At 49.1% G+C, this 24,566-nt stretch carries 22 protein-coding genes and 1 tRNA gene; 10 read left to right on the forward strand and 13 right to left on the reverse strand.

From position 1 onward, the window contains the following. Window positions 1-55: 55 nt before the first annotated feature. Together queA and AWQ23_RS06160 are read left to right on the forward strand one after the other, a co-directional pair. Complete coding sequence (gene queA, locus AWQ23_RS06155) at window positions 56-1,132, forward strand: tRNA preQ1(34) S-adenosylmethionine ribosyltransferase-isomerase QueA (protein WP_062433533.1); 1,077 nt, start codon at window positions 56-58, stop codon at window positions 1,130-1,132. 76 nt (window positions 1,133-1,208) lie between these two features. After that, window positions 1,209-2,492, forward strand: coding sequence for a TldD/PmbA family protein (locus AWQ23_RS06160; protein WP_062433536.1), 1,284 nt, complete (start codon window positions 1,209-1,211; stop codon window positions 2,490-2,492). A gap of 248 nt (window positions 2,493-2,740) precedes the next feature. Here AWQ23_RS06160 and AWQ23_RS06165 read toward each other — a convergent pair whose 3' ends face one another. Continuing rightward, window positions 2,741-3,727, reverse strand: coding sequence for an RNA polymerase sigma factor, RpoD/SigA family (locus AWQ23_RS06165; RefSeq protein WP_012306824.1), 987 nt, complete (start codon window positions 3,725-3,727; stop codon window positions 2,741-2,743). Between the two features lie 1,040 nt (window positions 3,728-4,767). Between AWQ23_RS06165 and AWQ23_RS06170 the strand changes: the two genes are divergently transcribed. After that, on the forward strand, window positions 4,768-6,000 hold the full coding sequence (locus tag AWQ23_RS06170) for an LL-diaminopimelate aminotransferase (RefSeq protein WP_062433539.1): 1,233 nt from the start codon (window positions 4,768-4,770) through the stop codon (window positions 5,998-6,000). An 82-nt stretch (window positions 6,001-6,082) separates the two neighbouring features. Here AWQ23_RS06170 and AWQ23_RS06175 read toward each other — a convergent pair whose 3' ends face one another. From AWQ23_RS06175 to pyrE, 3 genes are all read right to left on the reverse strand, one after another. Then, window positions 6,083-6,709, reverse strand: coding sequence for a triacylglycerol lipase (locus tag AWQ23_RS06175; protein ID WP_062433543.1), 627 nt, complete (start codon window positions 6,707-6,709; stop codon window positions 6,083-6,085). A 39-nt stretch (window positions 6,710-6,748) separates the two neighbouring features. Beyond that, window positions 6,749-7,180: a hypothetical protein gene (locus AWQ23_RS06180; protein ID WP_315862683.1), complete on the reverse strand. Its 432-nt coding sequence runs from the start codon at window positions 7,178-7,180 to the stop codon at window positions 6,749-6,751. 148 nt (window positions 7,181-7,328) lie between these two features. Next, a complete protein-coding gene (gene pyrE / locus AWQ23_RS06185; RefSeq protein ID WP_012306828.1) occupies window positions 7,329-7,925 on the reverse strand; it encodes an orotate phosphoribosyltransferase in 597 nt (198 codons plus the stop codon). A gap of 93 nt (window positions 7,926-8,018) precedes the next feature. Here pyrE and AWQ23_RS06190 point away from each other — a divergent pair, with 93 nt between their 5' ends. Then, entirely contained in the window at window positions 8,019-8,435 is a 417-nt protein-coding gene (locus tag AWQ23_RS06190; protein ID WP_052349607.1) for a hypothetical protein, read from the forward strand. A gap of 118 nt (window positions 8,436-8,553) precedes the next feature. Here AWQ23_RS06190 and AWQ23_RS06195 read toward each other — a convergent pair. Further along, a tRNA-Ile gene (locus tag AWQ23_RS06195) sits at window positions 8,554-8,626 on the reverse strand. Between the two features lie 82 nt (window positions 8,627-8,708). On the opposite strand from AWQ23_RS06195, the gene AWQ23_RS06200 reads away from it, so the two are divergent. Together AWQ23_RS06200 and AWQ23_RS06205 are read left to right on the forward strand one after the other, a co-directional pair. Beyond that, on the forward strand, window positions 8,709-9,401 hold the full coding sequence (locus AWQ23_RS06200) for a hypothetical protein (RefSeq protein WP_062433549.1): 693 nt from the start codon (window positions 8,709-8,711) through the stop codon (window positions 9,399-9,401). Window positions 9,402-9,440: 39 nt separating this feature from the next. Further along, a complete protein-coding gene (locus tag AWQ23_RS06205; RefSeq protein WP_062433553.1) occupies window positions 9,441-10,880 on the forward strand; it encodes a hemolysin family protein in 1,440 nt (479 codons plus the stop codon). On the opposite strand, the gene psb35 is transcribed toward AWQ23_RS06205, so the two are convergent. Together psb35 and AWQ23_RS06215 are read right to left on the reverse strand one after the other, a co-directional pair. Further along, window positions 10,877-11,086, reverse strand: coding sequence for a photosystem II assembly protein Psb35 (gene psb35 / locus AWQ23_RS06210; RefSeq protein WP_062433556.1), 210 nt, complete (start codon window positions 11,084-11,086; stop codon window positions 10,877-10,879). The genes AWQ23_RS06205 and psb35 overlap by 4 nt on opposite strands. A gap of 53 nt (window positions 11,087-11,139) precedes the next feature. After that, window positions 11,140-12,498 carry a type IV pilus twitching motility protein PilT gene (locus AWQ23_RS06215; protein WP_062433560.1) on the reverse strand — a complete coding sequence of 453 codons (1,359 nt, stop codon included), beginning with the start codon at window positions 12,496-12,498 and terminating at the stop codon, window positions 11,140-11,142. Window positions 12,499-13,171: 673 nt separating this feature from the next. On the opposite strand from AWQ23_RS06215, the gene AWQ23_RS06220 reads away from it, so the two are divergent. After that, complete coding sequence (locus tag AWQ23_RS06220) at window positions 13,172-13,543, forward strand: hypothetical protein (RefSeq protein WP_012306834.1); 372 nt, start codon at window positions 13,172-13,174, stop codon at window positions 13,541-13,543. 153 nt (window positions 13,544-13,696) lie between these two features. Then, window positions 13,697-14,809, forward strand: a complete 1,113-nt coding sequence (wecB, locus tag AWQ23_RS06225) for a non-hydrolyzing UDP-N-acetylglucosamine 2-epimerase (RefSeq protein ID WP_062433563.1) — start codon at window positions 13,697-13,699, stop codon at window positions 14,807-14,809. Here wecB and AWQ23_RS06230 read toward each other — a convergent pair. Then, a complete protein-coding gene (locus AWQ23_RS06230; protein WP_062433566.1) occupies window positions 14,796-15,404 on the reverse strand; it encodes a hypothetical protein in 609 nt (202 codons plus the stop codon). The two genes, wecB and AWQ23_RS06230, sit on opposite strands and share 14 nt — an antisense overlap. Window positions 15,405-15,611: 207 nt before the next feature. Here AWQ23_RS06230 and AWQ23_RS06235 point away from each other — a divergent pair, with 207 nt between their 5' ends. Both AWQ23_RS06235 and AWQ23_RS06240 read left to right on the forward strand, forming a co-directional pair. Then, on the forward strand, window positions 15,612-18,350 hold the full coding sequence (locus AWQ23_RS06235) for a valine--tRNA ligase (protein WP_062433569.1): 2,739 nt from the start codon (window positions 15,612-15,614) through the stop codon (window positions 18,348-18,350). Between the two features lie 16 nt (window positions 18,351-18,366). Next, complete coding sequence (locus AWQ23_RS06240) at window positions 18,367-18,666, forward strand: hypothetical protein (RefSeq protein WP_232308976.1); 300 nt, start codon at window positions 18,367-18,369, stop codon at window positions 18,664-18,666. A 139-nt stretch (window positions 18,667-18,805) separates the two neighbouring features. Here AWQ23_RS06240 and AWQ23_RS06245 read toward each other — a convergent pair whose 3' ends face one another. The 5 genes from AWQ23_RS06245 to AWQ23_RS06265 form a co-directional block, all read right to left on the reverse strand. Further along, a complete protein-coding gene (locus tag AWQ23_RS06245; protein ID WP_062433575.1) occupies window positions 18,806-20,002 on the reverse strand; it encodes an FtsW/RodA/SpoVE family cell cycle protein in 1,197 nt (398 codons plus the stop codon). A 163-nt stretch (window positions 20,003-20,165) separates the two neighbouring features. Then, window positions 20,166-20,495, reverse strand: coding sequence for a hypothetical protein (locus AWQ23_RS06250; protein ID WP_030006303.1), 330 nt, complete (start codon window positions 20,493-20,495; stop codon window positions 20,166-20,168). Window positions 20,496-21,062: 567 nt separating this feature from the next. After that, window positions 21,063-22,055, reverse strand: coding sequence for a pentapeptide repeat-containing protein (locus AWQ23_RS06255; RefSeq protein WP_012306841.1), 993 nt, complete (start codon window positions 22,053-22,055; stop codon window positions 21,063-21,065). A 3-nt stretch (window positions 22,056-22,058) separates the two neighbouring features. After that, window positions 22,059-23,330, reverse strand: coding sequence for a hypothetical protein (locus tag AWQ23_RS06260; protein ID WP_062433577.1), 1,272 nt, complete (start codon window positions 23,328-23,330; stop codon window positions 22,059-22,061). A gap of 148 nt (window positions 23,331-23,478) precedes the next feature. Beyond that, window positions 23,479-24,558 (reverse strand): CIA30 family protein, encoded by a 1,080-nt coding sequence (locus AWQ23_RS06265; protein ID WP_062433580.1) that lies wholly within the window; start codon window positions 24,556-24,558, stop codon window positions 23,479-23,481. Window positions 24,559-24,566 lie beyond the last annotated feature (8 nt).

A 24,566-nucleotide genomic window follows, 5' to 3' on the forward strand; every position in this document is an offset into this window, starting at 1 on the left:
CCGTCCTCAAAGTTGTGTTCATTATATCGGAGATTTTTATTCGCTTCAGTGAGCTATGAACCCAGACCAAAGCCTCTCAAGTTATGACTACGACCTGCCGCCGGAACGCATTGCCCAAACCCCTGTCACTCCCCGTGATCGTTCCCGTCTGTTAGTGCTTGATTCTGTCGATAGCATTCAGCATCAGCATTTTTATCATCTGGTTGATTGGCTACAGCCCAATGACCTGCTGGTGATGAACAATACAAAGGTAATCCCAGCACGGCTCCATGGCCGTAAGACAACGGGCGCTCCGGTAGAAGTCCTCCTCTTGGAAGAACGTTCAGCGGATACTTGGTTGGCTTTAGTGAAACCGGGGAAACGTTTTACCCTAGGATCAGAAATTCTATTCACCGCGCCTCATGATTTGAGCCAAACCCTGAAAGCAACGGTGGTTGATCGAGACCCAGAGACAGGGGGGCGCTTACTCGAATTTCAGTTGCGGCCAAACCAAACCCTTTGGTCTGTGTTAGACGATTTTGGAGAAATACCTTTCCCTCCCTATGTGACAGATTCTGAGGCGAAACCCGACCAGTACCAAACGATCTATGCAGAGACTCCTGGGGCTGTGGCGGCACCGACGGCAGGGCTACATTTTACGCCGGAGGTATTTGCAGCACTAGAAGCAAAAGGCATTGAAAAAACCTTTGTAACCCTCCATGTGGGGGTGGGCACATTCCGCCCGGTGGAAGTAGAAGATATCACCGCCCATGATATGCACTATGAGTGGATTGACGTGCCAGAGGAAACAGTAAAAAAAATCCGGGAAACGAAAGCAAAGGGTGGTCGGGTCATTGCGGTCGGGACAACGGTTGTGCGATCGCTAGAGGGAATGGCCGCCGCTTCTCCTGGAGAGTTACAGTCTTTCCAGGGACAAACCAATTTATTTATCTATCCGGGTTACGAATGGCAGGTGGTGGATGGCCTGATCACTAATTTTCATTTGCCAAAATCGAGCTTGCTGATGCTGGTCAGTGCATTGATCGGGCGCGAAAGATTGCTCGACGTTTACCAGGCGGCGATCGCCCAGGAATATCGTTTCTATTCCTTTGGAGATGCGATGCTCATTTTGCCTGAGGCGAAAGTCTTTTAGGGACACTAGGATTGAATCGAAAGTTTCCGCTAAGTGGCGTTATTTACAGTTTGTAGGGTATCGGTAGGAAAATTTTATGAGCGATTTTGCCCAGCAGCTCCTGGATTTGGCACATCAGGGGGGAGCCGAGTTTGCGGAAGTTTACCAGGGAAGTTCCGTTTCCCACCCCGTCACCTTTGAGGCGAATCGTCTCAAACAATTAGAAACGGCTGAATCCATCGGTACGGCACTGCGGCTTTGGTACCAAGGGCGGCCTGGGCTCGCGGTGGCCTATGGTCATGTCGCACCACAACTATTAGTAGAAAAGGCGATCGCCTTGAGCCAACTCCAGGAACCGACGCCCCTAGAAGTCTGTGAGCCGCGCCGTGATATCAATCCTCCCATTGGCACTGCCGTGGCCGTGGAGACTCTAGTCGAGAAAGGCAAAGCGGCGATCGCCCAACTGCGCGATCACTATCCCGATATTCTCTGTAGCGGTGTATTCGACTGCGAATCGAGCCATACGCTCCTGGTCAATTCCGAAGGTCTCTATTGCACTGCCGCCGATATTTCCCTCAGCTATGGCCTAGAGGTGGAGTGGGTGCGGGGGGATGACTTTTTGGGCATTTATGATGGGGATATTACCCAGGATTCCCTCGATCCAGAGGCAACGGTACACAGGATTCTGGAGCGTCTCCACTGGGCGAAGCAAAATAGTCCGGCCACCACGGGCAAAATACCAGTAATTTTCACCAGTAATGCTGCGCCCCTGCTGTGGTCAACGGTTGCCGCCGCCCTCAATGGGAAAAATATCCTCGAAAAGTCTTCTCCTTGGAGCCAAGCCCTCGGCCAACGGGTCGCCTCATCCCAGATCAGCCTCTACCAAGACCCCACCGCCAAACCTTACATTTGCCACTTTGATGACGAAGGTACCCTGACTCGCTCTTTGTCCCTGGTGCGGGAAGGTTCTGCCCAAGACATCTACGGCGATCGCCAAACAAGTCGGAGCCTTGGGATTCGACCGACAGGCAACGGATTTCGGGCCAGTCTCGGGCGCTATCCAACCCCAGAGCTCGTTAATTTGATTGTTGCCCCTGGCGCAGGCAACCTTAACACAATTATTTCGCAATTAGATACAGCAATTGTCGTCGATCAAATCTTGGGAGGAGACGCAGACCTTTCGGGAGATTTTTCCGTCAATATTGACCTGGGCTACCAGGTACGACAAGGGCAGATCACCGGACGGATTAAGGATACGATGGTCACTGGCAACGTTTATGAGGCCCTCAAACAAATTATTCAAGTGGGAGGCGATCGCCGCTGGCAGGGTTCTTGTTATACCCCCTGCATTGCCCTCGAATCTTTGTCTATTGTTGCCTAGAAAATTATCCATTGTCTTTGCAAGCGTGCCTACCAGTGCTGTGTGCTGGCATTTTTGGCAATAAAAAAGGTGGGACCACCCACCCTGTACATCCTTGAGAGAAAAACACCATCTTTAGAATACCCTTAGTTGATAAATTAAGTCAACAATATTAAAAATCTTTTTTATTAGCCGTCCAGATGGACAAAAAAAGATGGGGAGAATGCCCCATCTCAGAATGCCTAAGTCATGGTGAAAAGTTAAAAAATTTAGCTGGCAACCAGATATTCACGAATTTGCGATCGCCGGCGCCGCAGATGATTCAAAGCCTGGCGTTCTAGCTGGCGTACCCGTTCCCGGCTGAGGTTCATGCGTTTGCCAATTTTTGCCAGGGATAGTTCTTTGCCATCGTTCAGGCCAAAGCGCAGAATAATCACTTCCTGTTGCTGGGGAGTTAAATCCGCGATCAGGTCGCGCAAATCCTGCTTGAGCAACTCATAGGTGACGTTGTTATCGGGGGATTCGCCGCTGTCTTCGAGTAAATCCATTAACTCGGTATCTTGATTATCGCCAACCCGGACATCGAGGGAGATTGGGTGCCGGGAAACGCGGAAATATTCACGGATTTGGGCCGGTTCTAATTCGAGGGCTTCAGCGATTTCAGCGATGGTGGCCGCCCGGCCTAGGTCTTGGGCCAGTTGCCGTTGGGTTTTCTTAATTTTGTTGAGCTTTTCGGTAATGTGGATCGGGAGTCGAATCGTGCGACCCTGTTGGGCGATCGCCCGGGTGATCGCCTGGCGAATCCACCAGTAGGCATAGGTGGAGAACTTATACCCCTTTGTGGGGTCAAACTTCTCGACACCCCGTTCTAAACCAAGGCTGCCTTCTTGGATCAAATCTAAGAATTCTAGGTTGCGCTTTTGATATTTCTTGGCGATCGCCACCACAAGCCGGAGATTTGCCTCAATCATCTTGCGCTTTGCCCGTTCCCCGATTTGGAGATCCCGTTGGAGTTGCTTCGGTGTCAGTTGAGCGGCCTCGGCCCATTCTTCACGGGTTGCTTCGCGATCAAGGGATTCTTCTAGGGTTTGGCGTTTTTCCTGGAGGGCCATCAGGCGCTGAACCTGTTTCCCATAGACAATTTCTTCTTCGTGGGTTAACAAGGGCACCCGACCGATTTCCCGGAGATAGGTACGCACCATATCCGCAGAACTTTTGCCGTTATTGGGGGCTTGTTGAAGATTTACTTTAGGCATTTACGCTTTAACTCCTTAAATCTAAAGAACGAAGAACTATATGGTGCGGCCCAGGGGGGGCAGATACTTTACAAAACAATCATCATGTAGGTCACAATCTAGAACACAAAGAATTTTTCTAAAAAATAAACGACATACCCTTTAACTTTCTTACGCTTTATGACTTTTAATTGAGCGCTCACTACTTTAGACGGGCAACAATCGAAAAAGGTTCAACGATTCATTAAAATCTCAGGGATGGGGAATTCATCGGCGTTCTATACTTAATTCTCCTTGATTGACCAAGAGCTTGAAAAGGGGAAAAGATGCGGGATTACCGAACTTGAGATATCGACAGACTCAATTAAAAATATAGTGTCGTTGCAATATGTTATTCAATGCGATACGGGTGGCCCTTGCGGGGAAAACATTTCTCAAAAATAAGACCTCTATTGCAGTAGAGGTACAGGGAGACGCCCATAAATTAAGACTTTTCACTTTCTATAGTGTATCTTTTCGCGCGAATAAAATCAAGTTCGGTGGGGCTAACTCCACCCAGGGATAGACTTTTTTGCCCATGGCGGCAGTATCCCTTGTGATGATCACTACCGTTTAAAAGATTGAAAAAGAATATTTTTTTGACCAATAAGTCCAGTTTATTCAAAAAAAGACGCTTTGTATACCTTTAGGAAAAAGATAATCTCGGCAAAATTAAGGGCATTTAGGCCAGAAACGAAGAACGTAGAAATATTTTGGCAAGTCAGGGATTTCACCTAAAAATCAACGGTTGATAATCCTTCTCAAAAATAACAGAATGTTCTTGTTAGTCCAGGAAACCGAGGTGGCGATCGCCTTTGGATCAAGATCTATTCCTAGGGTTGCAGAATTTGTGCCGTGATGGGATGGCGTTTCGATTTTTGTAACCCGGTGCGATGGATTGGTCAGGTGAGTAGCGATGGATAATTTTTCCGGCCTCTTCACCCCAAAAAGATCTAGCGGCTTCCCTGGGGCATGGGATGATAGGTTAAGCTGTCTTACGGTCTTTTGCCCCTGATTTTTCTATGGTTAGAATTAACGAAAATTACCTCAAACTTAAAGCAGGTTATCTCTTTCCCGAAATTGCCCGGCGAGTGAATGGGTTTCTAGCAGAAAACCCCAATGCGCCCATTATCAAATTAGGGATTGGTGATGTCACCGAACCATTACCCGCTGCCTGTCGAGAAGCGATGGCAAAGGCCATTGACGACATGGGCGATCGCGCCAACTTTAAAGGGTATGGCCCAGAACAAGGCTATGCTTGGCTACGGGAAAAAATCGCTGTCCACGACTTCCAGGCCCGCGGTTGTGACATTGACGCCTCTGAAATTTTTGTGTCTGATGGTGCCAAATGCGATACCGGGAACATCCTTGATATCTTTGGCAAAGACAACACCATCGCCGTCACTGACCCCGTTTACCCCGTTTACGTTGATACTAACGTGATGGCAGGACATACCGGGGAAGCCGATGAGTCTGGTAAATATGGTGGCCTGACTTACATCCCCATCACCGCTGACAATGACTTTGTGGCCCAAATCCCCACAGAAAAAGTCGATCTGATCTATCTCTGTTTTCCGAATAATCCCACCGGGGCAACGGCGACGAAAGAACAGCTCCAAGCTTGGGTGGATTATGCCAAAGCCAATGGTTCGATTATTTTCTTTGACGCTGCCTATGAAGCGTTCATTACCGACGAAAGCCTACCTCACTCGATCTACGAACTAGAAGGAGCGAAGGATTGCGCCATCGAATTCCGTTCTTTCTCTAAAAATGCAGGCTTTACAGGGACTCGGTGTGCCTTTACCGTTGTGCCGAAAAATCTGACTGTTACTGCGAGCAATGGCCAAGCCGTGCAACTCTGGAGCCTCTGGAACCGCCGTCAGTCCACCAAATTTAACGGCGTTTCTTACATCGTCCAACGGGGGGCAGAGGCCGTTTATTCCGAAGCGGGTCAAGCCCAAATCAAAACACTGATCGATTTTTACTTGGAAAATGCGGCCATTATTCGTCGGGAACTCCAAGCGGTTGGTTTTGATGTCTATGGCGGCGTGAATGCGCCCTATGTCTGGGTCAAAACCCCTGCTGGTTTATCGAGTTGGGACTTTTTTGACAAGCTCTTGATCAACTGTAATGTGGTTGGTACCCCTGGATCTGGCTTTGGGGCCGCTGGGGAAGGCTATTTCCGTATTTCTGCTTTCAATAGCCGTGAAAACGTGCTCGAAGCAATGAAACGGATCACAACGACATTCCAATAGGAATTTAGTAATTTCTAAACGTTGAGTTAAAAAATTTGCTGTTGATCTTTTGAGGCGCACCGGAGTGCGTCTTTTTTTATCTTCACCAAGACGCGGGAGAGTGGGGGCGCAAAATGTCGCGGACAGTCTGTTGGAGGGGCAAGTGATTCATCATAAAAGTGTGCAGTACCGGTAATTGGATCACAGGATCTGCTGGAGAAAGGCGTGTTTCTTCTAGGGCAACAATGCCATCATTAAATTCTTCGCCAAAGGGACTTAAGCTCCCCCTGGGGCCACCGACGCCAGCAATCACCGTGTAGGGTGCATCTAAATTGGGGAGAGCCTTGTAAAAAGCCGGATCTGTTAAATTAAACCCACATTGGCCTGTCCACCAGCGAAAAGGAGGCAATTGCCAAGCCCAAGCCGCTAAACGAGGTGGTTGGTTTGGGGTGCCCAACATCACCACATGTTCTGGGTCTGGGGTTTTCGGGCAAGTGAGAGCAGCCCGCGTCAGGACTCCTCCCAAGGAATGGGCCACGATACTGTATTTTCCGGTTTTGGCGATCGCCTGAATTTTTTGGCGGAGCCGTACCACAATCTGCTCAAAACTTTCCGTAGCCGCAAAATAGCCAAACTGCTCCGTTGCCCAACCATGGCGCTCCAAATATTGAGCCAACCCCAGGAGAGAAAAGGGCGTCCGGCTGAGGCCGTGAATACATAAAATTTTCATTGATTACACTGCACAATCGCCGCTCATAATACAAAAACCCTAGGCAGCAGGAATTGTTTTTCTGATCCGATGGTAACGTTTTTGGAGCCACTGGTACGACACCAAATTCAATAAAAGACCAATCCCCAGGAGTAACGTCATCAACACAAGCTGATACCAGGGAGCTTGCACCACAATGTCTGCGATCAAATGGCCAACATTTAGCACTGAATATAATACAGTCACCAAAAAATGTAGTCGCCGAAACCCTTTACTGTTGGTGAAAGTCGTCAAAATGATCAACACCATGGGGATGGTGAAGAAAAAAAGCATAAACCCGAAAACGAGATCTAGGTTGCCTCCAGCATGGGAGTGCTCCACCGTCTGGTCATGGAACAGAGGCATCAATCCCAAGTCCGTATGAAACAAGGTTCCCAAAAGAAAAGCTATCCAAAGGGCGTTGATCTGTGTCGGGTAGCGATTCGCCATTATCCTAAGCTCCACCATGGCCACTTGCCTCAGTCATAGCACTGCCGCACCAACCTAGCCAAGGGAGCATTTACCAAACATTACGCAGGGGCTAATTCCAAAAATCCCCACCAGATTGAGTGAGGACTTTGATTAGATTCAATGTCTGGGACTAAGCATTTAAAGCGCGGTAGGCGGCTTGTACTTCGGTGATCGTAAACAAGCTAGAAAATTTGAGATTTTGGCTAGCGTAAAATTCGGCCCCTCCCTGCTGACGGTCAACAAGGGCAATAATTTCTTCTACTTGGTAACCGGCATCCCGGAGACGCTCAACGGCTTGGGCGGCGGACTGTCCCGTGGTCACAACATCTTCAAGGACAACCACTTTCGCGCCTGGGGTAAGGGATGGCCCTTCGATATAGGCTTGGGTGCCGTGGCCCTTTGCTTTTTTGCGAATAATCAGAGCCGGAATGGGACAATTTTCGTAGGCTGACACAACACTGACGGCGCTAACAATCGGGTCAGCCCCTAGGGTTAAACCAGCGACAGCAGCAACGTCTTGATCGAGCTGGGCAAGGATCAGACGACCGATGAGGAGCGCTCCCATTGGGGTGAGGGTGACCAATTTACCGTTGATATAGTAGGTGCTTTTTTGTCCGGAAGAGAGGGTGAAGTCGCCTTCTTTATACGCATCTGTGGCGATTTGATTGAGGAGTGTTTGTCTGAGGGTGGCTTGATCAGCGGTCAGGAGGTCAGAAAGGGCAGGCATGGTTGTATATGAAGTTCAGTACAGAGAAAACTTGACCAATTGGGTTTTGTGAGCAAAGATGCTGGTAAAGATTTGACTTATGGATGTAATGCCATGAAAAAATGGTTTCATCATTTAACCACAGTTTTTGTGGTAGGTGCGGCGGTACAGGGAATTGGCCAAGGGGCGATCGCCCAAACGTATCTAGAGGGAAGATACCCCACTTACCCAGAACATACAAATGATGTATTTACCCGCGCCCTCTACTACGAGTTGCAGGATACCTTTGCGAGCTTTAGCACGGGCCAAGTACTCAATGATTATTTTGGTGTTTCCCCCTTTGGCTTGAATGGGGCAGGCTATCCCGAACAACGGGCAAAACGAGATATCAAGAAAATCGATATTCTTTACCGGGACATTTTGTTGCAACAGGTAGACAGTGACCCGGTGCTGCGTACCCAGGATTTGCCGAATCCGTTTAACTCTTCCCTGCAAACGGAAGCTGCCTTCGACTACAACATGGGTTATTAGGGCGCAATAACATTTACCCAAGCGGCAATGCTCCCAAACGAAAGGCGATCGCCTTTGGGGCGTTTTTTTTCGCAACCTTTAAATTGGTAAATTTGAAGCTCGAAAACTTATCTGAAAGTCCAGGGTGCAGGAGTTGAACCTGCCTGGGACGAATTATGAGTTCGTTGCCTAAACCGCTCGGCCAACCCTGGCAAATTTGTTGGGGCGATTTTGCCCACAGGCTATCATAGTACAATTTCTTCTCTTCCTTAACTGTTCCCTCGGCGATCGCCCATGAAGTTTCAAACGACCCTGGCTTTTACTTTCCTGCTCCTACTGGCGATGTTTGGTGCTGGAACCGTGAGTGCCCTCTATGGCTTTACCGTCGGTTACGAAGCCCTAAAAGGTGTCAAGCAGCCCGAAGGAAATCCGAGTCAGCAACTGATTCGTAGCCGTCAGCCCGATAATGGTGAAGCAGATCCCGCCGAAAATTTAGAATTTGTGTCCGAGCGATCAATCATTGTCTCCGTTTACGATCAGATCCAGGCCCAAGAAAAGGAACTCCAAAAGGCCACCCCGGCAGCAGCACCGCAAAAGGACGCCTTTATTGAGGAACAACCTGCAGATCCCGCCGACCAAAAAACCTTTCCCCTCAGCACCAGTGCAGACGATGTCACTTTAGAAATTGTAAGCGGCCAACTTTCTGGCAACGATTGGCTTATGGAAGTAAACCTGCAAAATAATGGCCAGGAAGCGGTGAATTTTTTGTATAACTTCCTTGAAATTAAAACCGAAACGGGACGGTTGCTAAGTACCCAAATGGACGGCCTCCCCAATGAAATCCCTGCAAATCGGCAAAAGTATGCTGGCACCATTCGGATTCCGGCGGTGATCCTGGATGAAACGCAAACCCTGTCGCTCCAACTTCAGGACTATCCAGACCGGGAAATTTCCCTAGAACTTTCTCAGATTCCAGTGATACGTTAGGTAGAAACAGTACGCCTGCAAGGGTAATAGCGCAATTCCATGTTATCGAGCGGTGAAATTTTAGTCCGATTATTGTCTGTGTTGTTGCTGATCGCAATTAATGCTTTTTTTGTGACCGCAGAATTTTCGATTGTCTCGGTGCGGCGATCACGCATTAGTCAACTAATTGCGGAGGGGGATCTCCAGGCCAAAATGGTACAAGCTCTCCAGTCCCGTTTGGAACGTCTCCTCTCGACAACCCAGTTAGGAATTACCCTCTCTAGTTTGGCCTTGGGCTGGATTGGTGAAGATACCATGGCGACGGTTATTGCTCAGTTCCTGATGGGATTGCCCTTCCCTGACGACTGGATCCAACCCTTTGCTGTTTCTATTTCGATCCCCTTTGCTTTTTTCTTAATTGCTTATTTGCAGATCGTCTTGGGGGAACTCTGTCCTAAATCCTTGGCCCTCTCCCATGCCGAAGAAATGGCCCGCTGGTTAGCTCCCCCCAGTTTGGCGATCGCCCGAATTTTTAAACCGTTTATTTGGATCTTGAATCAATCTAACCGTCTCCTGTTGCGCCTTGGGGGTATTGCGCCGATTCAGCAGGGGCTTTGGTATGACCGACTGACACCAGAGGAACTCCAACTGATTATCACCACCGAACAAGAATCCATGGGCCTAGAGGCGGAGGAACGGGAACTTTTAAGTAATGTCATTGAATTTGGTGATGTGGTTGCCGAAGAAATTATGACGCCCCGCACAAAAATCCATGCAATCGCCAACGGCGCGACCCTCGGCAAACTGTTGCAAAAAGTCAGCCAGACCAATCACTCCGCCTATCCCGTCTACGGAGAATCCATCGATGACATTGTCGGTTTTGTGCGCTTCCGGGATTTTGCTAAACCCTTAGCTGCTGGGGGGATGAATCTCAATACGGCCATTAATCGCTGGGTAAAGCCTATTCCCTTCGTCGCCGAGGGTACCCCGATCGCCGACCTCTTGCCGAAAATGCAGCGCACCAAACAACCGATGGTCATGGTAGTAGACGAATTTGGTGGTACCGCCGGGCTTGTCACTCTCAAAGATATTATTAATGAAATTATTGGCGATGAACTCGACAGTCATCCCAATGCGCCGCTCCATTTCAAAGCTTTAGATCGACAGACTTTCCTGGTCGATGCCCAAATTGATCTCGAAGAACTCAATGATTTGCTAAATATCGAATTGCCCTACACCGACGATTACCAAACCCTCAGTGGCTTTTTGCTCTACCAATGGCAAAAAATCCCAGAAACGGGTGAAGTCTTTCACTTTGAAGACCTGAAATTTCAAGTGATGGGCATTGACGGCCCCCGCCTCCAACAGGTCAAGATCACCCGCGACCCCTCTGATATTGAGGCGATCGCCGAATTTGATTTTCCTCCAGAGCCAGAGGACCACCCAGACATGGAAGAAATCCTTGGCCCCGACTTTAAACCCAGCGGCGGAACCGACTAAGACTGATCCTGGGACTCTTTTTTCTGCAAATCTGGAATCAGATCCGGGCGTTTGGCCTCTTCCCAACCCGAAGGCCGCTTGGAATTAAAAAAGGCGATCAGACCAATGGATACCGCCGCCACGAAGCCCACCACGTAAACGAGGGTGAAGTATAAAGGAAAGGGTTGGCCAGCAACCGCCAAAAAGAGGGAATGAGAATCGGACATAACTTCTTGATCGTTACAATTCGTTACAAGCTTACCAAGAAACGGGTCTCTGCCTAGATCCGTCCCCGGAGCATCATCGCCATTTCGTTGGGCGTCGGCGATTTTTCTAGGGCGATTTCCTCTGTAATCCGACCTTCTTGGTAGAGGTTAAACAACGACTGATTCATGGTGACCATGCCATCAAATTCGCCATTTTGCATCAGTTCAAGCATTTTGTCGTACTGACCGCTGACGATGTAATCTTTCATGGTTTCGGTATTCACCAAAATGTCATGGTAAGCAGCTCGCTTTCCATCGGTGGTACGGCATAGGCCTTGGGCGATGACAGAAACCAAGGATTCGGCGATCGCCACCTTCATCGCATTCTGCTCATCTGCACTGTAGAGATTAAGAATCCGCTCAATAGTTTTAATCGCACTGTTAGTATGGAGCGTTCCCATGACAAGGTGCCCCGTTTGCGCTGCTTTGAGGGCCGTATTAACCGTTTCTTTATCCCGCATTTCCCCAACCAGGATGATGTCTGGATCTTCCCGGAGGGCCGCTTTGAGCGCATTATCAAACTTTAGGGTGTGCATCCCCACTTCCCGGTGCTTGATTAGAGATTTCCGACTTTGGTGAACAAATTCAATCGGATCTTCAATGGTGATGATGTTCTTTGGGTGGGTTTTGTTGATGTAATCTACCATTGCCGCCATGGTTGTGGATTTACCCGAACCCGTTGGCCCTGTAACCAAAACGAGGCCTTTTTCTGCATCAGAAATATTCTTAAAGATGGGTGGTAGGCGCAACTGCTCCATGGTCAAGATTTTGAGCGGAATCAAACGCAAGACCAAAGAGGGGCCATTTAAAGAATCAAAAATATTGATCCGCACCCGCGCAAATTCGTATTGGGTTGCACCGTCAAAATCAAGGGTGTCCTTAAAGCGTTGGATTTCCTGTGGCTTAAGCACTTCATGCAGCCAAGCATAAAACGTATCTTGGTCAGTCACCGGATATTCAGTGATCACCATTTCCCCCCGATCACGATACCGAGGCACTTCCCCGACCCCAAGGTGCACATCGGAAAATCCTTCTTTGTGAGCCCTGGTGACCAGTTCTTTTAAACTCGGTTGCCCTGGCCCCCGTTGGGGAATTCGTTCGGCATTGGCCCCTAAATATTGTCGAGGTGGCGTAGGTAAAGGCGGTGGGGGCGGCATCCGTTGCAGCGGCGGTGGCGGCGGTGGGGAGGCCGGGCGACGTTGTTGGGGTTGGGCCGTGGGCTGGGGACGCCGCTGTTGGGGCATCACAATTTGTGTTTCATCCGCCGAAACAGCAGGTTGGGGCCGTGCAGAGATAATTTGGGTTGCCTCGCTGGCAGGGGGAACGGGAGGACGGGGACCCGCAGAACGGTTCGGAGGCATGGAATCACTCATAGGTATCTTTCCGCAATGGAGGGGACTGAAAATGAGGGGACACCCTGGTGTTGTGTGGGTTTAACCGGGGAATTTTGCCTAAATTTATTGGCTGACTTTCCCTATGGTAACTTGAAATCTTCGCTCTGCTAAAGGGGAAATGCTGCAGGCGATCGCCTTTATCCTGACCCAAAAATCAAAGATCGCGCCCTTCATCTTTAACGATTTGCCACCAACACAATCTCCAGCTCTATCTAGGGATCTTTTGCCACAACATTTCTAATGTTTTCTGGGGCAGTCCCCAAGGGAAAAACAATCTCTTTTAAACCGAGCATAAATACTCATGATTTGATGTGAATTAATGTAACAGAATCTCAGGTACCAGGTCAAAGTTTTGACGACAAAAAAGCGTTGAATAGCAGTCCAGAAACGGCTTTTTATTACCTGAGTATAAATAACTATTTCTAATGACCTAGAGGGAGCAAAAGACTTAAACAATCAGTGTTTTTGATATTTTTTCTTGAATTTCTACCATAAAAAAAAGCTTTAGAAATTAATTTATGTAAAGAGATTCTCATTTTCACCTAATTCCTGTTTATACTATTTACTATCGAAGGGCATCAACACCCAGAAATATTGATGCTTCCATTTAAGTTTTTTGACAACTAAACATATCCCTGGGAGGGGACAGATTATGGACTACTCATCGACGCGCAGTTGGGATTCAGCTTACCTATCTGTACTATTAAAAAGCTTTTTGATCTGGAGTTTTACGCTACTGGTTTGCCTTTTGGTTGTCGGTTTTCCAATTGTTGTTTTAATGATGACCATTGGTTCGCTCATGGCCATTGTGCTCCAGTCTATTTTGCCGGTTAGTGCAGTGCTCGTTGTTGCCGGAACGATTATTGGCGGCACCTTGATGGGCATTTTGGTCGCAGCGGCAATGCTAACAGCCAAGGGAGTTCACCCCCAAGAGGTGACTTGGTTAACTTGGCTCCACGGAAATGCAGAGGTCGCATCGGATTCTATTTTTGCAGCCTGCCCTTTAACCTGTGAAGTTAGTTAGAGGCACACCTGTACACTGCCTCGTTGATTAGAGTTTTCCAAAGTTCATAGTGATCTAAAAAAAGATGCTTGTATCTACCCGGTAATTTGCCGGGTTTTTTCGTGACTGGCAAGGGAATCTGTAGAATGGATAAGATCTTTTGGTGAGTGTTTTATGCCCTCAGTTTGTATCACTCTTGGTACCCGCCCGGAAGCGATTAAGCTCGCGCCTGTGATCCGGCAATTTCGCCAGCAGTCTGATTTTAAAACCCATGTGATTTTGACGGGGCAACACCGGGAAATGGTTGATCAGGTGATGCAGTGGTTTGATCTACGGGCCGATGATGATCTCGAAATTATGCAACCGGGACAAACCTTATCGGACATTACCTGCCGGAGCTTGGCGGGTTTACAGGCGATTTACCAAAAGTTATCCCCGGATATGGTGCTGGTGCAAGGGGACACAACGACGGCGTTTGCGGCAGCTTTAGCGGCGTTTTATCAGCAGATTCCGGTAGGTCATGTGGAAGCGGGCTTACGAACGGATAATTTAATGAATCCTTTCCCAGAGGAAGCCAACCGACGCCTAATTTCTCAGATTGCCCAGTTACATTTTGCACCGACTCCCCAGGCGATCGCCAACCTGAAAAAAGCAGACATTTTAGGGGGCACCTATTGCACAGGGAATACGGTGATTGATGCCCTTTTAGCCGTCGCAGCGGCAAATCCCCCCTGTGACATTCCCGGTTTAGATTGGGGGCGGCAACGGGTGATTCTTTCGACGGTGCACCGTCGGGAAAATTGGGGCGAACCGCTCCAGGACATTTTGCAGGGGTTACATAAAATTGTTACGGCGTTTCCAGATGTGGCGATTTTATTACCGATGCACCGCAACCCCACCGTCCGGGAGCCAATTCAGCAAATCCTAGGCCAACATCCCCAAATTTTTCTCACAGAACCCCTAGATTACCCGCAGTTAGTCGGGGCGATGCAACGGAGTTATCTGGTACTCACGGATTCTGGGGGGCTCCAGGAAGAAGCACCGAGCTTGGGTAAGCCGGTGTTGGTTTTGCGAGAAAATACCGAACGGCCAGAGGCGATCGCCGCCGGTACGGCCCAATTGATTGGTACCGCCCAGGACAATATTTTCCAAGCGACCCAACTCTTGCTCACAAACCAAGAAAAGTATGAGCAAATGGCCAATGCGGTAAATCCCTTTGGAGATGGCACCAGTTCCGCGCAAATCTTGCAAATTGTGCGTGATTTTCTGCAAGCTAGGGCAGTGTAAGATCCCGGGCCGGAGCGGAGTTCACAAAATCCCGGAGATTGACAGAGCTTGGGGCTTGGATCATGTCTTGGCCCTGGAAATTAGGATTCTCCTGGGCGGACGCTGCTGGGTCAGGCTGAAAAGAGTCTGGGGGTGTTTGCGAATCGAGGGTCGGTACGCTGGCGACATTGTTAGGGGGGCGATCGCCTGCTGTTTGTCCACTGGGTTGACCCGCACTGGGATTGGGGTTTAGGGGCGGACTGGCGAAGTTTGGAATTCTGATATTCGCCCAATAGTTGGGATAGGGCGGTACAGAAGGCTGGTTAGTGGCGTACTGGGGAATCGCCGTCGGAATGTTGCGGAGTGCTTCGGGGGAAACCGTTTCGTAATCTTTGAGGATTTGTTCGCGGCTGTCGTTTTCGGCAAAGGTGGCCGTAGTGGGTTCGTCGGCCATAAAACTTGGATTGGAGTCGCCATTACCAAAGGTTTCATTAGCGGCTGTTTCCGTTGTTTCGGCGGGGCGATCGCCTTGACCGAATAAACCAACTGCCGCTGGCGTCAAAATTGCCCCAGCCAGGAACAAACCACCGTATAAAAAATATTCTTTCTTTGCCATCTTGTTCAGATATAGTGCGAACTCATCTTCCTTCTAGCACATTGTTCCGTGTTTCGGTGTCGCGCCAAATTTGCCGATTAACATCCTAGGCGATCGCCGTCCCCAAACAAATTTGGGGAGAACTAACCCAGCATGGCACAATCTAGGGCGAAGATCGATTTACAATGAAGCAGCTCTCAAGTTTTTTTATTTCTCCAAGACGGCCCAATGACTACCGATATCCCCAATCTTCCCAGTCAGTACGATCCCCACAACACCGAGAATAAGTGGCAACAGACTTGGTTTGAACGGTCAGTGTTTCGGGCCGACCCCCAGAAAAAAGGCGATCCCTTTTGCATCGTGATTCCGCCCCCCAACGTTACGGGCAAGTTGCACATGGGCCACGCTTTCAATACCTCCCTGATCGATACTGTCGTTCGTTATCACCGCATGAAGGGGGAAAATGTTCTCTGTCTCCCCGGCACAGACCATGCCAGCATCGCTGTCCAAACCCTCGTCGAAAAACAAATTAAAGCCGAAGGGAAAACCCGTTACGATCTTGGTCGCGAAAAATTCCTCGAAAAAGCCTGGGAATGGAAAGCCGAATCCGGTGGGGCGATCGTCAACCAACTTAAACGCCTGGGACTCTCTGCCGACTGGACGCGGGAACGTTTTACCCTTGACGAAAATCTCTGCGAAGCCGTTAAAAAAGCCTTTATTACCCTCTACGAAGAAGGTTTAATTTATCGCGGCAATTATTTGGTGAACTGGTGTCCCGAATCCCAATCCGCCGTCTCCGATCTCGAAGTGGAAAACAAAGAAGTAGATGGACATCTGTGGCATTTTCGTTATCCCTTGACCGATGGTAGTGGCTACGTGGAAGTGGCGACGACTCGCCCAGAAACAATGCTCGGTGATACGGGCGTTGCCGTTAATCCCAACGATGAACGCTATAAAAATTTAATTGGAAAAACGTTAACGCTGCCCATTGTCGGGCGGGAAATTCCGGTGTTTGCCGATGAGCATGTAGATCCTGAATTTGGGACAGGTTGTGTGAAGGTTACGCCCGCCCATGATCCGAATGATTTTGACATGGGGAAACGCCACAACCTCGAATTTATTAACATCATGAACCGCGATGGCACGTTAAATGAAAATGCGGGGATGTTTGCAGGGCAAGATCGCTTTGAGGCGCGGAAAAATCTCGTTGCCAAATTAAAAGAGGATGGCGTACTGGTCAAAACGGAGGATTATCGCCACAGTGTTCCCCACAGCGATCGCGGGAAGGTTCCGGTAGAGCCACTCCTTTCCACCCAGTGGTTTGTGAAAATTGACCCGCTGGCGCAGAAAACCCTCGCCTTTTTAGACGAAGAAAATCAACCGAACTATGTGCCGGAACGGTGGCGTAAGGTCTATCGGGATTGGTTAGTGAAGCTGAATGATTGGTGCATTTCGCGGCAGTTGTGGTGGGGACATCAGATTCCGGCGTGGTATGTGGTTAGTGAAACCAATGGCGAAATTCAGGATCACACGCCCTTTATCGTTGCCCATGATGAAACCGAAGCGAAACAAAAGGCGATCGCCACCTACGGCGCAGATTGCCAGCTAGAGCAAGACCCCGATGTATTAGATACATGGTTTTCCTCTGGATTATGGCCCTTCTCGACCTTGGGTTGGCCCGACAATAGCGAAGATTTTCAAAAATATTTCCCCAATAGCGTGTTGGTGACGGGGTTTGACATTATCTTTTTCTGGGTAGCGCGGATGACGATGATGTCCAGCCATTTCACCGGAAAAATTCCCTTTAAGGATGTTTACATTCACGGGCTAGTCCGAGACGAAAATGGCAAAAAAATGTCGAAATCGGCGAATAACGGCATTGATCCGCTGCTGATGTGCGATCGCTACGGGACAGATGCGTTGCGTTATACCCTGATCCGTGAGGTCGCTGGAGCCGGACAGGATATCAGTTTGCAGTATGACCGGGCCACCGATGAATCCCAGTCTGTAGAAGCCTCCCGGAATTTCGCCAATAAGCTTTGGAATGCGGCGCGGTTTGTGATGATGAACCTCGATGGGAAAACCCCCACCGATTTGGGTCGTCCAGCAATGGGAGATCTAGAGTTAGGCGATCGCTGGATTCTCTCCCGTCTGCACCAAGTGATTGCCGATACCCACAAAAACCTCGAAGGGTATGGCTTAGGGGAAGCCGCCAAAGCCCTCTACGAATTTATCTGGGGCGATTTCTGCGACTGGTATATCGAACTGGTCAAACCCCGTCTCTATGCCAAGGAAGCGCAAGATCAAGCTTCCCGCACCGTTGCCCAACAGATTTTGGCGTGGGTCTTAGAGGACATTCTGAAATTACTCCATCCCTTTATGCCCCACATCACCGAGGAAATTTGGCAGACCCTTACCCAAGCGGACGGCCAAACATTCCTCGCGACGCAGCTTTTCCCCGCCGAAAATGATCAGTTAGTCGATACCTCCCTAGAGGATGAATTTGTCCTGCTCATCGAAGCCATCCGCACGATCCGGAACCTGCGGGCAGAAGCGGACATTAAACCGGGGGCAACGGTCACCGTGATCCTCCAAAGCGAAACGGAAACGGAACTCAATACCTTGGCGAAAGGGGAAGCCTATATTCTTAAATTAGCCAAGGTAGAAACTTTAAAATTGACCAATTCCGTCGATAATTCCCTCAAACAGGCGATCGCCGGAGTCGTGGGGACAATCCAGGTCTTAATTCCCCTCGAAGGCCTTGTCGATATTCCTGCACTGCGGTCAAAATTAGAGAAGAATCTCGTAAAAGTGAATAAGGAAATTCAATCCCTCAGTGGACGTTTGAATAACCCTGGCTTTGTCAATAAAGCTCCAGCAGAGGTGATCGAAGGTGCCCGGTCTGCCCTTACCGAAGCTGAAGCACAACAATCTATTTTGACGGAACGTTTACAACGACTTCAGTAATGCGTTTCCTTTACCTGTGATGCGTCACCTTGCTCAAATTCAACGTCATCCCCAATCGACTCAGCTTCAACTTGTGTTTGTGGCGCAAGAGCAGCCTGACGGGAGTTGGCTCATCCATGACCAAGGCGATCGCCCCTCCATGGTTTATTCCCAAACGGAATTTGCTGTGGGGGCACTGGTTTTAATTCAACTTGATAAACAGCGACAATTGGCCAGCATCCAAGACGCGACGGAATGGCTCTTGAATGTGGTGCACCATTATTTTGTTCCGGGCAAAATCACCCCGGAGTTTGTCCAGCAAGAACAAAAAAAATAGAAACTTGGCGGCAAGAAATGACGGCCCAAAGCCAAGACTTTACCCGTCGTCAACTCGAACTAGAGGTACGCCGAGAGCAGCTAGAAGCCCTGGAACAGAAACTGTCTGACCCCTGATTGGTTCGTTCAATGTTGAGCGTTTATGTTGGATTTTCTTGTCGCTGCTGCCGTCGCTCTGCGAGGGAAATGACTGTTGCTTCGCCGTTTTCCCTGGCGATCCGCACCAAAAGTCCCGTCAGCATCAAACTAGAAATAATTGAACTGCCACCGTAGCTAAAGAGGGGCAAGGGTAAACCCGTCGTCGGTAAAGCCCCCGTTGCTACGCCAATGTTGAGCAAAGATTGACCAATGAGAATAAAGGTGGCCCCAATGGCAATGAGTCGGTGACGGAGCACAGGCGATCGCCAAGCCACATAACTCCCCAAAGAGGCATAGGCGAAAAGTAACCCCAATAGCCCCAAGGAGCCAATTAAACCAAATTCCTCTGCAAAAATCGCGAAAATAAAATCCGTGTGTTGAATAGGCAGAAAGAATAATTTTTGCTGGGATTCGCCAAAGCCTAAGCCCCAACCACCACCGGAGGAAACCGCCAGCAAACTTTGTACCAACTGGTAACCTTCATCCCGTGCAGCGCGGAAAGGGTCAAGGAAAAACGTCAATCGCTCCCGTTGATAACTATTAACACTAATACTCGCTAAAGCCGCCAATCCCCCGACACCAGCGGCTCCCCCCAGCAATAGCCAAGGAATACCTGCGGCCAAGGCAATAAACCAGATCGTCATACCACAAAGGGCGGTGGTACTTAGGTTGGGTTGCTTCAAAATTGCCAATAAAATCCCAGCAAATAAGCTCAACCAAACAGCTCGGTGCCAAATTTTTAACTGACGCCAACGGCTAAAGACATTGGCGGCTTCTAAGACCAAAAAAGGCTTTGCAAACTCCGAGGGTTGTAGGGCAAATCCGGCAATCCCAATCCAACGGGAAGCGCCCCATTCTTCACTGCCCCGACCAAAACCGACAATCGTCAGCAGAATTAGTACAAAAGAAATGATCAGGCCGCCGAACGAAATCAAGCGAATTTTTTTCAGGGGGACGCGGGCGATCGCCCCAGCACAGATCAAACCGGCGATCGCCCAAACGATTTGCCGCTTGACATAGTACCAACCATCACCATAATCAACGGCTGCCACCGGATAAGACGCAGAAAAGAGCGTGACTAATCCAAGCCCAAGCCACAACAAAGTCAACCATCGCAACAACCTTGCCTCCAAGGCCCAATGCTTGACCTCAGTAAAATACGTCAAAAAATGGTGGAGGAGATCTTTGTTAGCCAACACGTTTTAAGGGTAAAAAATGCTTCCCTATTATCGCAAAGGATGCTCGATCCTAGGGTTGCTTCTCCTGGACTTTTTTGCAAACTTATTGATGAATTTTTGATATTGCTTACCGTAGGCTATTGGGTGACAAATACCGATTCAAGAGAAATGACTCTTTTTCCTCCTAAGCCGTTGCCGGAATTTCAACCTCCAAACGTGCCGCTGTGACAGCACTAAAGGCAAAGGCCATCACCAACGGTAAAGGGCAATGCCAATAATAAGTAAAAATACCTGAAACTAAGGTCACCCCAGCGGCCAAAGCCAGCCAACGTTTTTCATCTTGGGTAAAACCTTTTTCCGATTTAATGAGGCGGAGAATTTCTCCAGGAATGGGTTCGGGCATCACGCCATTTGGCGGAAAAGCCCAATAAAAATTGGTACTGACTAACGTTGGATCTGTCCAGCCATTGCCATCACACCACTCTTGAATCCACTCGTCGCAATAATGCCTCATACTCATTTGTTCCTGCTGATTAATTCTGTAATGTCTATTGATCTGGCAAACAATAAACAATTATTTAAGATTTGATGTTGTTTTATCTGTTCATTCCCAAAGACAATTCCAAACACAGAACGCTTTGAAGAATGGAATTTTATCCTATCAACTGAAAAACCAAAGGCGATCGCCAAAGAAAGAAAAGTTTAGATAAAATAGCTGGGTATAATTACTTATTCTTCAGGGCTTAAATATCTGTTCTCACATCAAAAATACAACCACTCATCTTTAAGAGAATCGATTTTTCCGTGATTAATCTTGCTGGCGATCGCCAAATCTGAAATCAAGGCCTGGACAAAAAATTACGCCATCTGTAAAGAAATGTTGCGAAGTTCGACGGTGCTTGTTACAATTTTTAACAAAGCTCACTCCAAGATTTTACAGGTTTCCATTCCAGTGGATCTGTCGGCAAAGTACCATGCGCCGTCTTGACATTGAGTTTCTCCTCTCATACAGCAAGCTCAAACTGACCAGCCCTGAAGCTTAGGCTGGTTTTTTTATGTGTTGGCGTAATTGGTTGTTAGCCTAGCGGTGTTCAGAGCCATCGGGCATCATCGCCCCAGTCAGAATGACCCCAGCAAGATTTGTACTGCTAATTTCAGCACGGATCAAGTTCGCCCGGGTTAAATCTGCTCCCATCAGATTGGCGCGGGCAAGGTAAGTATCAATCATTTCAGCATCGATTAATTTGGCCTGGGAGAGGTTGGTGCGACTGAGATCCGCCCGGTTGAGACGGGCATTGGTCAAATTGGCTTTATTGAGTTTGGCGCGATTGAGGCGGGCACCAGGAAGATTAGCCCAGGTAAGATTGGCTAGGCGAAGATCAGCATCCTCCATTAACGCCCGCTCAAATTTCGCATTTTTGAGATTAGCTTTAACGAGGTTGGCCCCAATCAAATTCGCTTCGGTCAAAATCGCGTTTTCTAAGTTGGCCCCACTGAGATCGGCTTCATGGAGATCGGCCCGTCGGAAATTCACACCCTTGAGGTTGGCACCACTTAATTCGCCCCGGGCGAGGTCGGCACCTTGGAGGTTCGCCCCCTGTAGATCGGCTTTCCGGAGGATGGTGCCCCGCAGACTGGAATTATAAACTCGCTTTTCTTCCCGAAGATTGGCTTCCCGCAAACAGACCCCAGAAAGATTCGCTCCGCTTAGGTCTGCCCCCCGGAGATCTGCTCCCATCAGGTTGGCATCGAGTAAATTTGCCAGGGTCAGGTCGGCGTTGGTTAAGTTAGCACCAATTAAAACAGCACCATGGAGATCAGCGTTATGAAGTTCTGCCAAGGTTAAATTGGCTTGGTTGAGGTTAGCGCCGCTGAGGTTGGCATTAATGAAATTGGCTTGTTTTAGATTGGCCCGGCTGAGATAGGCAAAAATCAAAATTGCGTTGTGGAGGTCAGCATCCTGGAGATTAATGCCGATGAGATCTGCCCCCCAAAAGTTCGCGCCATCGAGTTGGGCTTCTGGGAAATGGGTTTCTCCAAGCGCATATTTAGCAATGAGTTCTTGGGGGGTCATAGGTCATGGACGGGGGGGGGGATTGGTGAAAGTCGTCACGGCTTGAACAATGGCTCCGGCGGCCTGGAGATGTTCGTTGGCGTCAAAGAGTGACCGGGCGATCGCCGAAAGTTTGATTTCCAGAGCCTTGAGACTAGAGGCATCCCGCAGCACTTCGGATAATAACTCATCAAAATCACAGGTACGCAACATTGACCAGTCTTTGCCGCTGAGGTCAAAGGGATGATGGACGACGGAAAACAGCAAAATTTTTGTGCGGAGGGGATTCGCGTATTTCATCACCTCCAGCTTAAGTTCGTAGATGTTGAGAGCCGCCGCAAAATGCTTTTTTTTCGGTACTGGAGCAGGCGTAGGGGCCGGCATTGGTCGAGGGGAGCCGGTGTTGAGCAACATCGTCTGGGTCATCTGGGTCTCTGGATCTAGCGCCAGGGTTTGATTTTCACTGAAATCAAGATCCATCGACTTGGCAGGCTTGGGAATGGGGAGCTCGTCAATATTAAAAGCCATGGTCTGCTTATAGTTCACAGACTCTGGTGCTGGACTTGGGGCAGGGGGAGGGGGCGGCACCACTGGGGTGGGAACTGGCGCTGGGGGGTCAGCGGTGGGTTGGGTTAAACCCGTGGCAGAATCACCAGATTTGTATAGGGGGGCGATCGCCCCAAGGATCACATCAGCCAATTGGCCATAGATTTGTTGGCGATTAAGCAGAGAAACTAATTTGCGCAGGATCGTCTCAAATTGGTTACGGGTGGGGTAGTTAACGACGACTTGGCGTAACAGGTTAGCCAAACTGTATTCTTCTAAAACCTGAAAACTATTTTCCCAACGCTTAAAACAAAGGGCATAGAGCAATTTTTTGATGCGAATATTCTCGCGGTGTTCTTCGAGGGTTTGCACCGCAACTTCTAGGTGAATCTCTGTAATGCTTTGGTGGCTATTCTGGCCAGCAGCAACAATACCCGTCGAAGGATCTTGATCTTCGCTTTCGTAGAGGGGGCTTAACTGGGTCAAGATGTCGTTGGCAAGGCGACCATAGGTAGCAGGCCGGCTGAGGGTACTGACAGAGGTACTAAAGGCCCGCTGGAGTTCTTTAAAGCTTAAAAACTGGTCAAGATTTTTTTTGACGATGCGCTCGAGGGAGAGACGTTGGAGTAACTGGGGATTACTTTCCCACCGATTAACAGCAGTATAAATTAACAACTTTTTGATGCGTTGGGCATCTGGGTGTTGTTCTAACTCTCGAATGATGGCTTGGAGAGAGACAGGGGGAGTCATAGGTTGAGAAACAATTCCCACGGGAAACCAGCGTTTAAGGGGACAGGATTAAGGCAGCCAAAGTATTTATGCTTTCGATCTTACTTGTTTATGCTAAATATCTAACCGGATACCCCGCAATTCTTTGCCACGGGTGGCCAGTTGTTGGTTACTGTGACGCTGCACAGGTAATAATTTGGTTAACGGCTTGGCGATCGCCAATGACATTGATCACAGTTTGCAAATTTTCTGCGGTAAAACCCTGGGGACAATGGATTAGACAATAGGGAAGCCCCGTTTCCTGGAGCGCTTCCTGGGGGGCGGTGGTTTGACTCAGGGCAATAATTTGGGGGAAAGATTCACCGCCATAAACGGCGATCGCCTCGATGGCCAATTGGAATAACCCCGGCTTAAAGCTGGGATTCAGTTGCCCATCATATTCAAACTTACTGAGCATCAACTGCAACGCATAGACCCGGTCAGCTTGAAATTGCCCCATTTGCGGTACGGATTTGGCCCGAAAAACAGGCACAAGCTCGCTAAACGGAATATCCACGCTCAGCCACTGGTCTGCGGTGGTTTCAAAGGAATAGCTGTAGCCAATGCCATCCCAACGGTTTTCGCAGCGGGCAATAAATTTGTAGCGTTGGCCATCGCCTTTTACCCGGAGCCGGAACCCCGCATATTTAGATAGATCCCAGGGATTTGCCAAACTTTTGGTGCGTACCGACGCAAAACCGCCATTGTTATCGGTGGAGACATTACCTGTAAATAGCGCCCCAGCCGGGGTTAACCGCAATTGACTTTGGCTAACACCTCCCATCACCACGTCGTCCACGGCTCCCCACAGTTGGGCGAGGGCAGGGGTTGCTTGGCGAAAATTAAACAGTTCCCACTGGGGCGATCGCCATTGGGGATCTTGGCTCACCTGGGCGAGGAGTGAGTCTCTGGTTGTGGTGGCGAGATCAGCACAAAGAATAAGCATGGCCGCTCCATCGCAAGATTCAACAGAATCTTTCGCCCAATGGGTTTGATAGCCGCGAGCCGAAAGGGCCTGCACAAGGGTTTGATTTTCTGGGCGATCGCCACCCACCACTAAAATTTTTCCCATCTGGGCGCTGCCTCCAAATGTTTCATTATCTGCTGCCACGTTTTCTTGACCCAACCAAGGCTTAATCAGTTGACTCCCCGGCATGACATCGAACTGAATGAGGGTCTGCATAAAGCGACCGAAATCCCAAATTGCCATTGTGTTTC

The sequence above is a fragment of the Picosynechococcus sp. PCC 73109 genome, from assembly GCF_001521855.1.
Lineage (GTDB): Bacteria > Cyanobacteriota > Cyanobacteriia > Cyanobacteriales > MRBY01 > MRBY01.

Excerpts from the sequence above, each read along its gene's own strand:
- AWQ23_RS06265 (WP_062433580.1), bottom strand. The coding sequence starts at position 24,558 with ATGGCAATTTGGGATTTCGGTCGCTTTATGCAGACCCTCATTCAGTTC.
- AWQ23_RS06230 (WP_062433566.1), bottom strand. The coding sequence starts at position 15,404 with ATGGCAAAGAAAGAATATTTTTTATACGGTGGTTTGTTCCTGGCTGGG.
- AWQ23_RS06255 (WP_012306841.1), bottom strand. The coding sequence starts at position 22,055 with ATGACCCCCCAAGAACTCATTGCTAAATATGCGCTTGGAGAAACCCAT.
- AWQ23_RS06220 (WP_012306834.1), top strand. The coding sequence starts at position 13,172 with ATGGACTACTCATCGACGCGCAGTTGGGATTCAGCTTACCTATCTGTA.
- AWQ23_RS06190 (WP_052349607.1), top strand. The coding sequence starts at position 8,019 with ATGAAAAAATGGTTTCATCATTTAACCACAGTTTTTGTGGTAGGTGCG.
- AWQ23_RS06200 (WP_062433549.1), top strand. The coding sequence starts at position 8,709 with ATGAAGTTTCAAACGACCCTGGCTTTTACTTTCCTGCTCCTACTGGCG.
- AWQ23_RS06160 (WP_062433536.1), top strand. The coding sequence starts at position 1,209 with ATGAGCGATTTTGCCCAGCAGCTCCTGGATTTGGCACATCAGGGGGGA.
- wecB (WP_062433563.1), top strand. The coding sequence starts at position 13,697 with ATGCCCTCAGTTTGTATCACTCTTGGTACCCGCCCGGAAGCGATTAAG.
- AWQ23_RS06165 (WP_012306824.1), bottom strand. The coding sequence starts at position 3,727 with ATGCCTAAAGTAAATCTTCAACAAGCCCCCAATAACGGCAAAAGTTCT.
- AWQ23_RS06260 (WP_062433577.1), bottom strand. The coding sequence starts at position 23,330 with ATGACTCCCCCTGTCTCTCTCCAAGCCATCATTCGAGAGTTAGAACAA.
- AWQ23_RS06235 (WP_062433569.1), top strand. The coding sequence starts at position 15,612 with ATGACTACCGATATCCCCAATCTTCCCAGTCAGTACGATCCCCACAAC.
- pyrE (WP_012306828.1), bottom strand. The coding sequence starts at position 7,925 with ATGCCTGCCCTTTCTGACCTCCTGACCGCTGATCAAGCCACCCTCAGA.
- AWQ23_RS06170 (WP_062433539.1), top strand. The coding sequence starts at position 4,768 with ATGGTTAGAATTAACGAAAATTACCTCAAACTTAAAGCAGGTTATCTC.
- AWQ23_RS06175 (WP_062433543.1), bottom strand. The coding sequence starts at position 6,709 with ATGAAAATTTTATGTATTCACGGCCTCAGCCGGACGCCCTTTTCTCTC.
- queA (WP_062433533.1), top strand. The coding sequence starts at position 56 with ATGAACCCAGACCAAAGCCTCTCAAGTTATGACTACGACCTGCCGCCG.
- psb35 (WP_062433556.1), bottom strand. The coding sequence starts at position 11,086 with ATGTCCGATTCTCATTCCCTCTTTTTGGCGGTTGCTGGCCAACCCTTT.
- AWQ23_RS06205 (WP_062433553.1), top strand. The coding sequence starts at position 9,441 with ATGTTATCGAGCGGTGAAATTTTAGTCCGATTATTGTCTGTGTTGTTG.
- AWQ23_RS06215 (WP_062433560.1), bottom strand. The coding sequence starts at position 12,498 with ATGAGTGATTCCATGCCTCCGAACCGTTCTGCGGGTCCCCGTCCTCCC.
- AWQ23_RS06250 (WP_030006303.1), bottom strand. The coding sequence starts at position 20,495 with ATGAGGCATTATTGCGACGAGTGGATTCAAGAGTGGTGTGATGGCAAT.